This is a genomic window from Sulfolobus tengchongensis (assembly GCF_036967215.1).
Lineage (GTDB): Archaea > Thermoproteota > Thermoprotei_A > Sulfolobales > Sulfolobaceae > Saccharolobus > Saccharolobus tengchongensis_A.
In genome coordinates, this window is sequence record NZ_CP146016.1 from 754,387 (window position 1) to 768,638 (window position 14,252).

Annotated in this window: 10 protein-coding genes; 3 read left to right on the forward strand and 7 right to left on the reverse strand. The window is 33.5% G+C overall.

Annotation, left to right across the window (positions count from 1 at the left end; translation table 11 throughout):
* Positions 1-55 precede the first annotated feature (55 nt).
* The 6 genes from V6M85_RS03435 to V6M85_RS03460 form a co-directional block, all read right to left on the reverse strand.
* Complete coding sequence (locus V6M85_RS03435; protein ID WP_338603008.1) at positions 56-1,237, reverse strand: MFS transporter; 1,182 nt, start codon at positions 1,235-1,237, stop codon at positions 56-58.
* A gap of 423 nt (positions 1,238-1,660) precedes the next feature.
* A complete protein-coding gene (locus tag V6M85_RS03440) occupies positions 1,661-3,103 on the reverse strand; it encodes an APC family permease (protein WP_338603010.1) in 1,443 nt (480 codons plus the stop codon).
* Between the two features lie 619 nt (positions 3,104-3,722).
* A complete protein-coding gene (locus tag V6M85_RS03445; RefSeq protein ID WP_338603012.1) occupies positions 3,723-4,916 on the reverse strand; it encodes an MFS transporter in 1,194 nt (397 codons plus the stop codon).
* A gap of 80 nt (positions 4,917-4,996) precedes the next feature.
* Entirely contained in the window at positions 4,997-6,328 is a 1,332-nt protein-coding gene (locus V6M85_RS03450; protein ID WP_338603014.1) for an MFS transporter, read from the reverse strand.
* A gap of 77 nt (positions 6,329-6,405) precedes the next feature.
* Positions 6,406-7,635 (reverse strand): amidohydrolase family protein, encoded by a 1,230-nt coding sequence (locus tag V6M85_RS03455; protein WP_338603016.1) that lies wholly within the window; start codon positions 7,633-7,635, stop codon positions 6,406-6,408.
* A gap of 432 nt (positions 7,636-8,067) precedes the next feature.
* Positions 8,068-8,886, reverse strand: a complete 819-nt coding sequence (locus V6M85_RS03460) for an alpha/beta hydrolase (RefSeq protein ID WP_338603018.1) — start codon at positions 8,884-8,886, stop codon at positions 8,068-8,070.
* 954 nt (positions 8,887-9,840) lie between these two features.
* On the opposite strand from V6M85_RS03460, the gene V6M85_RS03465 reads away from it, so the two are divergent.
* Positions 9,841-10,899 (forward strand): ABC transporter substrate-binding protein, encoded by a 1,059-nt coding sequence (locus V6M85_RS03465; RefSeq protein WP_338603020.1) that lies wholly within the window; start codon positions 9,841-9,843, stop codon positions 10,897-10,899.
* A 378-nt stretch (positions 10,900-11,277) separates the two neighbouring features.
* Positions 11,278-12,381 carry a cupin domain-containing protein gene (locus tag V6M85_RS03470; protein WP_338603022.1) on the forward strand — a complete coding sequence of 368 codons (1,104 nt, stop codon included), beginning with the start codon at positions 11,278-11,280 and terminating at the stop codon, positions 12,379-12,381.
* Between the two features lie 46 nt (positions 12,382-12,427).
* Here V6M85_RS03470 and V6M85_RS03475 read toward each other — a convergent pair whose 3' ends face one another.
* Positions 12,428-12,991: a cupin domain-containing protein gene (locus V6M85_RS03475; RefSeq protein WP_338603024.1), complete on the reverse strand. Its 564-nt coding sequence runs from the start codon at positions 12,989-12,991 to the stop codon at positions 12,428-12,430.
* 162 nt (positions 12,992-13,153) lie between these two features.
* Here V6M85_RS03475 and V6M85_RS03480 point away from each other — a divergent pair, with 162 nt between their 5' ends.
* Positions 13,154-14,212, forward strand: coding sequence for an ABC transporter substrate-binding protein (locus tag V6M85_RS03480; protein WP_338603027.1), 1,059 nt, complete (start codon positions 13,154-13,156; stop codon positions 14,210-14,212).
* The last annotated feature ends 40 nt before the right edge of the window (positions 14,213-14,252 follow it).

Below are 14,252 nucleotides of genomic sequence, written 5' to 3' on the forward strand. Positions count from 1 at the left end.
ACATTAAGTCTATAATAATACGCGGACAATTCCGTGAGGAAGATTTTGATACTATTTAACCAAATATTGATATTTTTGATCTTTTAGGAGGTTTCGGTATTGCGGGTATTACAATTACCGATATTAATCCGATTAATACTATAAGACGAGTAGCGTTTATAAGCCCTATGGATTGAGACAAAAATCCCATTATTAAAGGACCTATAGCACCTCCTCCAGTTGATCCTAATCCCCAAACTAAGGCATTTGCAAATCCATTTACAGTTTCTGGTACAAAATCTCCAACTAGTGACAACACTAAAGGAAACGCACTATATGTAAATAATATAAATAATGATAAGTAAATAATATTCGGATATACTAGAAATAATAGTATGGAAATTATAGATCCAATTGTCGAGATTCCGTAAATTAACCTTCTCCCCACTTTGTCTGAAAGGATACCGAGAAGTGGCTGTCCAACAATTGCTGTAGCTAACGCAATACTTAATATTTGACCTAAGTTAAGACCGTACTTAAAGTCATAACTTTCAACCAATATAGTTGGGAGGAACTGCGAAATTCCTTGGCTAAACATATTTCTAATCAATGCTGAGATTAGTAGAATTATTATAATATTTCTGATAGATTTGGTCAATTTTTCATTACCATTATTACTACTAGGTTCCCTTATGTCCAGTCTCGTTCTAGATAACAATGCTGGAATTGAGGCCAAGATGGATATTAGCCCTACACCTATCGATGTTAACAATATATTTCTCTCAGTTATAGTAAAAATAAGTAAGGTAATTGTAGGATATAATGTCCTTCCTAAACTGCCCAAACTACCATTAATACCCATTGCTGTTCCTGAACTACCCTTATACACTATGGCTAATGATGCTGCACCTAAGGGATGATAAAAGGATGACGCAATACCACATGTAAGAATAGATACTATCAAGAGTATTAGTGAATTAATATAGGTTGCATATCCGAACATGATTATACCTATACCCCATAAAATAATACCTAGGCCTATAAAATTAACGAAATTGCCTCTATTTTCTGCGAATTTAGTAACTAAGGGAGACGATAGAGCTGATGATAAAAAGAATAGACCACTTATTACTCCTATGACTAGCTCTGAGAACCCTTTATACTCTACAAGGAAAGTATAGGCTACTGGTAAAAACCAGAAGTTGCCATCATTAATAAAGTGCGCTATTGAGGTTAGTAAAAGAATTCTTAACTTCATTATAGATAATTCCACTTATTAGACTTATTAAGTTATTGTGAATTATTCTCTCTTATAGCGTTATTAGAATTTATAATATATTAATTTAATATAGATAATAAATACAGATACACCGATTTATAGCTCTTAAAAGCATCAGTATCATTTTATTAATAGAGCATCTATGAACACGTATAATATTATCCGTGTAATAACTTTCATTAGAAGGAGAATACAAAAATTATTTGAAAGCCGAATAATTTAATCATAATTAAAAATTATCAGTGTTTACTCCTTCACGAAATACTAGTACTTATCACACATAGTATATTAAATGCCTTATCCCTCAAACGTAACGTACAACACAACTATTATGACATATTCGTAACTATAAGTAACCAGTAGGCTGTTAGCAATATGACATATGATACATAATTGAGAACATCACTCTTCATTTAACCAGTCTGGTGTTATGACATTAAATTTTTTGAACAGGAATATGATACCTAGTAACACCATTATTAAAATGGTTATTCCATACTGTAGCGTTGTATAGCCAAATGCTGGGCCTGCATCTATTATGCCCATAATTATAGTGCTTATCATTCCAAACGCTGTTATAGGGGCAATTATTCTTATCATCCAGTCTGCTATACTTGTAACTTTTTGTTTCCACCATTTTATAGTTGCGGTTATGGAGTCCATTCCAAATTCTGCAAGTAAAAAGGCTCCAGCGGTAGTTAACACTAATCCAAAGAATGATTGTACACTTGCTGAAGTTAATTCAAGAAGTTGAACAACTATTTCAGCCATTGTAGCGATAGCTATCGCAAACCATGGTGATTTAAACTTTTCACTGGTCCATGCAAATATACTAGGCAACAATCCTTCCCTTCCGGCGGCATACCATACTCTAGTCAAAATAAACTCTGTTAACCATAATGATGAGGCGGTAGAAGTAATGATAGCTACATCAATTAGCCATGTATACTGCGGTATGACATAAGAAGCCCACGTAGCTAATGGGTCCACAGACATTGATAATTTCGTTATTGGTGTTTCAATAGTGATTATTGGCATCGCAATCATATAAATAACAAATACGGAAATTAAACCAATGATCCCGGATAAGCCGGGCCAGTGTTTAGGCTTTTTAGACTCTTCAGAGGCGTAGCTGTCTATTTCCCAGCCATCGAGAATAGTTGCAACAATAACCATTGTAGCAGTGAGATGTAGAAAGTAGGAAGGTGATGAAAACCATTTTGATGAAAAGAACCAGCTCCAACTAAAGGAATTTACCACATGAATATGTAGTGATGTAAGTCCTATAGTTATAAAGGCTGATAAAATAGCTAGCTCTATTGCTAAAAACACCTCAGTAAATCTAGCAGTAGGCTTGGCTCCTAGCAATAGTGGAATCGAAGCGATAATTGCCCAAATCATCCCTACTATCGAATCCCAAATTACACTTAATTCAATAGCTCTACTTATAATACCGAGTCTAAATAATAGGTCTAAGGTGTATTCCCCCGCTGGAATTATTATTGGTGGTAAGGAAAAGAAATAAGCTAACGTAATTATCCAGAATTGAAACCCCCCATATTTTTTACCTACAAATCTAGTACCCCAATGATAAGATGCACCACAATGAGGAGCATTCTTATTTAATTGCCTAAAAATTATTGAGGCAAAAAGAAAGAATGGAAAAGACGAAATCACTCCCATTATTGCATATGGACCCATTAATGTTATCATACTTCCATAAGCCGCAGCAATACTAAACGTTGGAGCTACACTTGATGTTGACAATGGAATTAAATCTACTATGTGCAAAACTTCTTTTTCTAACCGTCCTACCTTTCCACTGAAAAATTTCCCCTTATTCACATATATCACCTTATAAATTCATTAGTGAAAAAATCCCTTAATGGGGTATGAATAGCACGTGGGATCATTCCTACTATCATCATTCTCTTAAATTTTGGACTACATATAAAACTTTATCTTTCTAAAGTTTCAGAATAGTACAATAATGTGTGTCATTTGAATGCTTAACGCCGATTTTACGAATAGTTCTGATTAAGAGAAGGACCTCAATTTTCATATACACCACAAACTAAAATAGTGCTCATATATCTTAAAAGACGTCAAGATATAATAAGTACAAGTTAAAACATCTGAAGAAACAAGAATGAATAAGATTATTTTGAATGTAGTTTGTGGGGTATCTGAAAATTAAGGTTATTCTCTTGATCAGAACTGTTCGTAGAATTAGCGATAAGTATTCAAATGGTACACACACTATTTTGAATGAAATTTAGCTTTTACTCGTGATTTCAATTAAAAAATAAATTGATTCAATTAAGCTTATCTGTTCTTGAACGTGAGTTTGATTAACTACCAAATTAATTGAGTCTCCATAAATTAAATAACTATGAGCGAGACATTACTATACATGAAAATGATTCATTAAATCTTCATTGATGAAATGATAATCTCATCTAATTCATTCTCCAAACAGTGGAGTTTTAGATTGCTTCTTAGGCTTAGGAAGTTTCGCAATTAGGGCTAAAGATGCTACAGCAAACGCTATCATGATAAGTAATGCTCTTCCTATTCCAATAAACTGTGATAGAATCCCAGTTATTAGAGGACCTATAGCACCACCACCCGTAACACCAACACCCCATACCAATGAATTGGCAAACCCCACTGAGCGCCTAGGTACTAGGTCTCCTGCTGTAGAGAGCAAAAGCGGAAATCCAGTGAACGTGAACAGTCCGAAGAAGAAAAGGAAAATTGGTGAAGGTAATTTAATAAATAATAGAAACATAATGATGGACCCAACACCACTTATTGCCAAAGTAGTTCTTCTTCCTATTCTGTCTGATAAAAGACCCATTAATGGTTGTCCTATTATGGAACCTGCATATGTAACTGTGACCATAAGGCCAAGTAAGACATTATAATGGTAACCATAATCTAATAGTAAAAATGACGGTAGAAATTGCATGACTGATCTTTGAAATGCACTCCTTAAAAATCCAATTATCGCGAGCAAGACTATAGCCACTATAGGAACTTTAATTGGATCTGGAGGGTCTTGGTCTTTTTTGCTAGCCTTATTATTTGTGGAATATAGACTCCTTTCATCCAAAGGTACTAGAAATATAACCATAGATGCGAATACTGAAATAAGGGCAATTAACCATAACGTTATGGGCATGAATCCAAGAACTGTGAATAACAGTAGGGAAATTGTGGGATATAATGTTCTTCCTAGACTACCCAAACTACCATTAATACCCATTGCAACCCCCGCATTTCCTCTAAAGACCGAATAAAGTATCTGAGATCCTAAAGGGTGATAAAACGTTGAAGATATCCCACAAACAATAACTGACATTATTATTAAGGGTATAGAAGATAGTTCTACAGAATAACCTAAAAGAAAAAGCCCAATACCCCATAATATTATCCCCATTCCAATACCTACTTTAGGTTTACTAGTAACTAATCTCACAATTATAGGTGATAGTAGAGCAGATATTCCATAATAGATAGCGGCGAAAATGCCTATCATAAAACTAGGAACACTCAAATGGGATACAAGGAAAGCGTAAAGGATAGGTAAAACTTGACCATTTCCATCATTTATAAAATGGCCTAAGGAAGTTACCACTAGACTTCTTATTTTCATATTTTACATCTCCATCTTGCTAAGTTAAAAATTTTTCCTTGATCTAAATGGTAATTTGTATTTAAATAAAAGAAAATGAATTAATCCTCTAGTTGCTTACCTCTGGTCTCAATTATGAGCGTCACTACTACTATTATACCTATTATGCCTAGTATCACATTACCTAATGCTATTATAGGCCATGCGTTTAAGGGACCTTTATACGTTACTAGGAAAATTGGATAAAGCACGCCTGCAATTGCCGACCCTATTAGGCTAGCAACTTGGAATGCGAAACCTCCACCTGAATATCTATATCTTGTTGGGAATATTTCCATGTAAAATGCCGTAAGGGCAGACGTAGTACCTAAACTTACTGAAAATACAACAACCAACACTTGCTCCAATATCATTAAGGGAAGGCTACCACTCCGTAATAGAAGCCAAGCAGGATAACTTATTGCAACGGACGTAACTAATGATAGTAATAGCATAGTCTTTCTCCCTATATAGTCACTAGCCAAACCGGATAAAATAGTAAAAATAGCGCCGATAATATAACCTACAAATTGTGCTAATAATATATCTTGAATGGGAAGTTTAAGCGCTTGAACAAATGCTATGGGTATTGGACCACCTGCCTCAGATAACGCAACGGCTATGAGTGGTGCGTTCAAAAAGCATGCAGGTAATAGGATTTTCCAATACTTTCTAAATAACTTAATTGCAGGTGATTTCTCTATTCTACCTTCTTGTTTTAGCCTAGTAAAGAGAGGTGTTTCAGAAATCATATATCTAAGCCCTATTCCTACTATTAAGACTACAGCACCAAAATAGAACCCTATTCTCCATGCAAATGCAATAAATTCCTTAATACCATAGGTATCCAATAATACTAAAAAGGCTAAGGGAGCTAAAGCGTTACCTATGGGCAATGAGCTTCCTACTATACTGTTCCATAAGCCCCTCCATTTAGTGTTAGCGGAGAACTCAGTAATTATAGTTTGTGCCCCACCATATTCACCTCCCATACCAAAACCGTAAATTAGCCTAAATAGCAATATCAAAGCTGGCGCAAGTATGCCTATTTGAGCATAGCCAGGTGTAAGCCCTATTCCTATTAATGAACCACCAGTTAATATAAGTGTGACTATTAACATAACCTTCCTTCCTAACATATCCCCATAGTTTCCAAATACGAACGCTCCAATTGGTCTTGTAAAGTAACCTGCAATATATGTGATTACTGATGCAGCTAATGCAGCCGGGCCTGCTAAATAGTTGAAGAAGATTACTGGCCAGACTATTGCTGAAACTGTAGCTGCTAGAAAGAAATCATACCAATCTACTATTGATCCAACCATTGCTGCAATGGCCACCTTAATTCTTTCCCTAGTATTTATCTCTATCTCATCCCTCCTTCCTTTACTCATTTTCTCCATACCCCATAAATTATTAAACCATTGGACCCTAATAAAGATTAATGTAAAAAGAAGTGTAAAAAAGAATTTTATAATTTCAGTTCAAATAACTGCTGTGCGTTATTTTGAAGTATTTTTTCTATTTGAGATTTTGTAAGTCCAGCTGGCTTAGCCACACTCTCTATAAATATGTTTAGATTATCTGGATAATAGTTGATATCAGCAATATGAGGATAGTCAGTTGCAAATAGGATATTGTTTTCTAAGTTTAACTTATTTACTGCTAGTCTCAGAAGATCTGGATCATCATCTGTTTCTACTGTAATATATACATTGCCTGCATTAATATATTCTGAGGCCAATTTCTTCACGTATGGATAAGGATCCATTCCTAGGACTTCTAAATAGGATTTCCTTATAGTATTTATTTTTTCTAAATTCTCATCTAACCACCAGCTCCAATATGGCAACCACCCTACACCAGTTTCCGTAAAGATAACTTTCAAGCTGGGTATTCTTTCAAAGAATCCCTCACTAATTAACCCAGTTAATGCTATCATAGCTGCTAGCGAAAATCCAAATGTTCTAACTTGAAGCCAATTGTAGAACAGATACATAAAGGGCATATCTGATACCGCGGGAATCACGTGAATAGCTACTGGCATATTTAATTCAGCAGCTTTTTTTAAGAATGGAAAGAAGTCCTCATGATAAATAGGTTTATCAGCATAAAAATTACCTTGTGATACAAAAGAAGGAATAGCAACTCCTTTGAAGACACCTAAATCCTTAACTCTCTCCAACTCTCTAATGGCTTCGTTTACGTCCTGTAAGGGAACAATGGCATTGGCATAAATTCTATTGGTTTCGCTTTTCTTAATTCTAGATGCTACGTAATTATTATAAGCTCTCGCTAACGCCGCAGCATAATGTTTATCTCTTAAATTATATACTATGAGACCTGATGTAGGATTAACTACTTGAAAATCTACTCCCATTTCATCTAAATCGGTAAGTCTGCCTTTAATGTCGTTTAGGGAGAAATTCTTAGCTTTAAGCTTAGGATTTAGTAACCCCCACTTTGGATGGTAAGTGTGATCTATTAATCCTCTGATTTGCCCTCCAGCAAACCCATATGGTCTAGTATATAACTTGCCATCAAAAACCCAATATCTAGTTTCTGACTCAACATCTTTGACTATCATTGGTAGTTTATATCCTGGTTCTAAAAATTCATTAAAATCCTCTGGTGATTCGATTAAGTGCGAATCACAATCTATTATGTTAAGATCCTTTATTTCCTCTGGCTTATTTGACATATATGACCACTAATATGCTGATATATTAGTGAATATAAAAATATTTTGCACCGCTTAATGCTAGTAATTTATTAAAATTTTTTAATAAATAAATCGAGATTTCTATAGTTTGATAATTAGGTAGAATTTTTACATCATAATATCATATTATTCTCTTAACAGAGGTATAGGAAATATTTCTCAATATCATCGTGAAATTTATGGAAATAATCTATGCTTTTCATAGTTAGTATTATAGGTATTTATTATTGATTTTAGAGAAAATTTAACACATTTACCTAGAAATTCTTGGTGTACATATTTTTCAAAAAGTATAAGAATTTTCATGTTTCCCTCAATGATTAAAATTAGACCCTAAGTTACAACACTCACAAATACCGTATAGGCTAAAAATATTCATATATTCTTTTAATATAAAAAATAAAACTTCTTTTACAAGTTACTTTCTCTTAGAAAATGTAGAGATATTTCATTAAAACTTTCCGGCTGATCCATTACACACATATGTGCTGCATTTTCCAGGATAATTAGTTTAGATTTTTCTATATTTTCATGCATATATTGAGAGTAATTACAAGGAGTGAATGTATCTTCTTTACCACATACAATGAGTGTAGGTACATTTATATCTTTAAGGATTTTAGTATCATCGCTTTTATTCATTAAAGCTTGTAAAGTCTCTATTATGGCTTCTTTTTCCATACTCATGCTCATAACTCTGACTAAATCAACCACCCATGGCTTATGTTCTACTGTGTATTTAGAAAGTCTTTTAGGCGCAAACGAATTTACAAATTCTCTTATTCCTTTTTCCTTTAAAATCTTAATTTGATTTGTTCTTCTGCTTTTTTCATTTTCCCCATCTGGATGAGCTTTCGTACCAGCCAAAATTAACCCACTTATCATATCGTTAGCAATTCTCCATATATTAAACGCCACAAATCCACCCATAGAAGAACCTACTATTACGGCTTTTTTTACATTGAGCTCTTGTAATAATTCGACTATATCTTTGGCAAAAATTTCCATACTTATCTTACCGGGTGTATATAAACTATCCCCGTGCCCTCTGAAATCTGGGGCTATAACTCTGTATCCGGCTTTTACAAAATCTGGAAATTGGTAAATCCACATTAACTTTGAATGATTAAAACTATGTAAAAATACTATGGTCTTATCCCCACCTTGACCTAAGTCATAAAATGAAATTTCAGTTCCATTTATAGTTAAATTTTTAGAGCTTAAACTCATTATTATCACCTTTACCCATGTGACCTTATTATATCTACTCTAGCATGTTTAAAAATTTTCATGAAAACATACGCTTATAGTTACTTAATATACTTGAACTTTAAATAAATAATACTACCAAACTGGGAGATGTAGCAAAAGAAAAATATCATGAGACGAAGAAGAGGAATTTTATGGTTAAAGATTATGATAAAGATTTAACCTCCTCCTCCGATTTTTACACAATGAGATCATAAAGGTCAAGAGAGAGGGATAAGTGTTTACGGAAAATTCAACCTTGTCTTCAGCCTTAGACAAGTTATGGAAAAATAGTTAAATTGTTAGAGGCGAAGCATGTGATGCCTTAATCATTAGAGCGTCCTACTCACTATGATTTAAAAAATAAATATATTATTTTTAGCAAAACAGTTTAATTTACATTACTTGATATGACAAGTCGTATTTTCCTTTAATTATAAATACGAATGCGTTAAAGATTCTTCAAACTCACTATATTTCTTTGGAATAATATATATGTTATGAGATCATTGAAAATACAAAATAGCAAAAGCTCTTACCTATAGGTGAATGCCTCTAAATTATTTGAGATTTTATGGAGTAGGATGATGATAATACCTTCTGACAATCAGTTACAACGAAAATTATCTCATAACAATGAAAATTGAGTACTTAATTACGATAGTTTACATAATCTTGCATTTTTAGATAATTATCATACTGTTATCATAAAGATTCTAACATGAAATTAGTGGCTGTTAAAGGCTAAAGTACATAATACTTTTTTAACACTTCCCATGCTAATGTAATTTACTATATTAGTATACTATTGCATCTCTTTTATTATGAAAGTGATATATGATATTTATAATTTATTTAGACAAAATAAATTACTAAGATACCTTTGCAAAAGATTTATTAGTTTATATTTATTCCTTATTTTTAGGTGGTTTAGTTATGGTTAGTGCTAAAGTGAGGAAAGCTATAAGTAGGACGTTAGCCATAGTTATTGCAGTCATAATAATCATAGTTGCAATTGGTGCAGGATTAGGATATTACTATTCATCGAGAACAACACCAGTAACCACTACAACTACATCGACATCTACATTGCCAATATCTACAACGCCAATAACTATAGGTGCTGTTTCGGCATCACATCCAGATATGGCAGCATGGGCTTTTATGGAAAATAATATATCTTCAATTATTAAACAATATGATCCAAACATTAATTTTGAAGATTTTCCCGCAGGAAGCAGTGCAGTAATTCACGCTGTTGAAAGCGGCACAGTGCAAATAGGTATCGCAGGAACTGATGCTATAGTAGTTGCTATTAGTCAAGGTGCACCCTTAGTAATACTAGCAACATTCAGAGTAACACCTGCAATAAGATATGTTGTAGTAAAGAGTACTTCAAATATAACTAGTTTGGCTCAGCTTAATGGTACAACTTCAGCTAATAGTGCACCAGGTAGCTTAGATACCATAGCACTAGAATATTTGGAACTTACTCATCACTTACACTTTAAAATATCCTACGTAGGTTCATTTAGTGCCCAAATTGCCGCTGTTGTAAGTGGTGCGGCAACATTTACCAATATAGGTTCATTTGATGCTCCTAAATTAATTGAAAATGGTACGTTAAGGGTGATATATAATTTCACATATGCATGGCCTATGTTCTCGATATTTACAACTAAAAGTTTCCTGCAACAAAACCCTACCGCAGTTAAAGCTGCAGTAATGGCAATCCTAAAAGGGGATCAGATATATGAGGAAAATTTAAACAATGAGACTGTTAAATTCTTGATAAACTATTATAAGAATATCATGGAACCATCATATGCATATAATGTGTTATTTAAGCAAGTTGTGTTTTCAACTAACGGTGCTATTAATGCTACTGCTATACAAGTTCTGATTAATACTTATAGGGAACTAGGAATAATTACGAACACAACGATTACTGCTAATGATACATATACCGACGAATTTGTACCTGTTATAACATAGATGTTTTTACTTAATTATAAATGCAATAAGATATAAAATTTTTTAATTCATACATAAAAAATTCTTGTAATTTGTAAAATATTAATGAATTATCGTATTTCGTATCATAACTTTCAATTATTGTATAAATTGGCGTCAATATTGAAGATTCTCTTACGACTAATTTACTTTCTGTCACATTTCATCAAAATTTATATTGTTTTTCACATTCTCGATATAATAAAAATCGCCTCCTGAACTACGATTGCTCATAAATACCTCGGAAAGCAAATTTTAAGATAAATAGATTAATAAATGGTGTTAATGTTAAAGTCAACTAGAGTTTGTACATAAACTTTTTTAGCTATTATTTCAAAGGAAAGTACGAGATGAGTTAGTATGGTTGAAGGATGGGAATCTAAAATAAAAGATTTTATAAGCAAAATTGATAAAGAATATTTAACGACATTTTTTGCTGCCACTCATCCTAAATATTCTACTTCAGTTTTCAGATTTACTAAAGAGCCAACGCACGTAGCTGTACCATATGTATGGAAATATAAGCTAGCAAAAGAAAGATTATTGGAATTAGCTGAAATCCTACCACCAGAAGAGGCAGAAAGGCGAAATATAAATTTTGTAAATCCAGGGTTAAAACAGTATTTCCCAGCAATTGCCGCTGCTACATTACCTACATTAAGAGGAGGTATACAAATGTTAAAACCCGGAGAGAGGGCCTATACGCATAGGCATACTGCTAACGCTTTCCGATTTGTCTTAGAATCACCCTCTGAAGGAGCATACACTATAGTTGAAGGTCACAAATTGCCGATGAGACCTGGAGATGTAATTTTGACACCGAATTGGACATGGCATGATCATCATAATGAAGGTAGTAGCTACGCCATATGGTTTGATGGTCTAGATGTTATAACGGCTTATTGGCTAGGAGGAGTATTTTATCAAGATTTCGGTGATGTAAATGTCGATAAATATCAAAAGATAGAAAATACTAACGAAGATGTAATGGCAAAATACCTAGGTGTGAAACCGACCTTTGAAACATTGCCATCTCATCTGCCTTCATCTGATAATCCGTTGTTCTATTATCCTTATAGTTTAATACGTAATTCATTAGTTAGATTAGCAGGGAAAGGTAAAGGAGATCCTTATTATGGTATTGAACTAGAGTACATTAATCCAACAAATGGCTCTCCTGCATTTCCCACGATGTCATTGAAAATAAGGTTAATTAGGGGTAAAGATGAGTTAAAACCAATTAGGAGAACAGAAAATAGAATATTCATAGTATTTGAGGGATCGGGAACATTTGAAATAGAAGGGCAAAAATACGTAGTGGAACCATATGATGTGATAGCTATACCATCATGGAAGAAATATAGTATTAGAAACGATAGTAACGAGAATTTAATAGTATTCTCCTACTCAGATGAACCAGTCTTTAAAGCACTGGGCTTTATGAGGGAGAAAAAAGAAGAATAATAATTTTTTAAATATGTTGTTTTTAAGTTTTTTCTAAAATACTCTTTTATAGTTCATCGAAATACACTTTAGGCTTAGGTCCAGCGTATTCTGGAGCTGTTTCCGCTTGATGTAGCATTCCTTCTAAGTTCACATTTAACGCTGCCAATATCGCCATCAGATTCACTATTAGTGGACCTGGAATTACTCTTAAATATACTGCAGGTTCGTCACTATCGTTAAAATGTTGATGATATGTATCCGGTGGAATGTAAAGGAAATCACCAGCTTCCCAATCATATCTTTTCTCATTTATAATGCTATATCCCTTTCCTTTAACTATATAAATGTAGGCTTCAGTGTGCTTGTGCTTACCAGTATGACCATGTGGAGGAATTTCACCTAGACCTATATTTACTATACTATTTGTGAAACCATTTTCAGGATCTATTACCTTTGCACTTTTAGCTACTTGTCTCCCTTTTTCTATCCACTTTATCTCGCTAGACTTTATTAATATCCTTGAATTCTTTTTCTGCTCCATGATTTTCTTATATAGATCGAAGATTTCTGGGGGTATTTCTGAGGAAGAACGTTTCTTTCCTAGATCTCTTATGTCTACATAAGACATAAATGTAAATGCTGGACTAACTTAAAAAAGCTTTCGTTTTAACTTTGTGATTTAATAATTAAATTTAAATCATTATTTGATATAAGCATTTTTAATTTTCGTTAAAGTATTTGCAAAAGATTTATTAGTTTATATTTATTCCTTATTTTAGGTGGTTTAGTTATGATTAGTGCTAAAGTGAGGAAAGCTATAAGTAGGGCACTAGCAGTAATCATAGCAGTAATTGTAATTATAGTAGCAATAGGAGCAGGACTAGGATACTACTATACTAACGTATCAAATGCATCAAATTCTTTTATACCTATAACTATAGGAACAGTAGATTTTCATGAGCATGCATATTTAGCGCCATTATTAAATGGAACGCTGAGTGGAGCATTTAAAAAATATCTACCATTTGTCAGTTTTCAACTTTTCCCTGCAGGTAGTGCTGCAGTTATTCACGCAATGGAAAGTGGGTCTGTCCAAATGGGAATCGTCGTTGAAGATAATGCAGTTACTGCAATAGCAGAAGGAGCGCCAATAGTGATTGTTGCAACATTTGAACCAACACCAATTAATTTTGCAATAGTAGTAAATGCAAAATCTCCCTATTATAACGTAAGCCAGTTAGAGGGTAAATCTTTTGCAAGTAGCGGTCCTGGGAGTTTCGATGATATAGTAATGCATATTCTTTTTAATGAGGAGCATTGGGGTAACAATTATACAGAGGTTTACGTAGGTTCTGTACCAGCTCAACTGGCTGCAGTTTTAACTGGCAAAGTAGCTGCTACTGCAGTTGCCCCATTAGTAGAACCACAAGTACTTAACACTAGTGAATTTAGAGTAGTAGATTATATTCCTGAATCATGGCCTCTATGGGTGGTGGTAGCAACTAAATCCTTTGTACAGCAGCATCCAGCAGAAGTTCGCAAAGTATTACAAGTACTATTTATGTTAAATACATATTTTGATGAAAATATCAATAACTCCACGTACTATTTCATGATTAATAATTATAAATTCACACCTTCACTAGCTACGCTATTCTTAAAGACAGACTATTACTCTACAAATGGTGAAATATATCCTGGAGGTATTCAACTAGAACTTCAGTTCTTACAGGAAACACATGTAATAAATGTTACTACTGTACCACCATTATCGGATTTTTACACTACTGAATTCGCCCCTATAGCACCAATGGACATAACATACTACAATGGATCAATCTTAGGTTAATAAATTGGAAAGGGAGAAATTTTTTATTATAACTATAGAA

Coding starts and splice junctions, on each gene's coding strand:
- V6M85_RS03455 (WP_338603016.1), bottom strand. CDS start 7,635: ATGTCAAATAAGCCAGAGGAAATAAAGGATCTTAACATAATAGATTGT.
- V6M85_RS03475 (WP_338603024.1), bottom strand. CDS start 12,991: ATGTCTTATGTAGACATAAGAGATCTAGGAAAGAAACGTTCTTCCTCA.
- V6M85_RS03435 (WP_338603008.1), bottom strand. CDS start 1,237: ATGAAGTTAAGAATTCTTTTACTAACCTCAATAGCGCACTTTATTAAT.
- V6M85_RS03445 (WP_338603012.1), bottom strand. CDS start 4,916: ATGAAAATAAGAAGTCTAGTGGTAACTTCCTTAGGCCATTTTATAAAT.
- V6M85_RS03480 (WP_338603027.1), top strand. CDS start 13,154: ATGATTAGTGCTAAAGTGAGGAAAGCTATAAGTAGGGCACTAGCAGTA.
- V6M85_RS03465 (WP_338603020.1), top strand. CDS start 9,841: ATGGTTAGTGCTAAAGTGAGGAAAGCTATAAGTAGGACGTTAGCCATA.
- V6M85_RS03460 (WP_338603018.1), bottom strand. CDS start 8,886: ATGAGTTTAAGCTCTAAAAATTTAACTATAAATGGAACTGAAATTTCA.
- V6M85_RS03470 (WP_338603022.1), top strand. CDS start 11,278: ATGGTTGAAGGATGGGAATCTAAAATAAAAGATTTTATAAGCAAAATT.
- V6M85_RS03450 (WP_338603014.1), bottom strand. CDS start 6,328: ATGAGTAAAGGAAGGAGGGATGAGATAGAGATAAATACTAGGGAAAGA.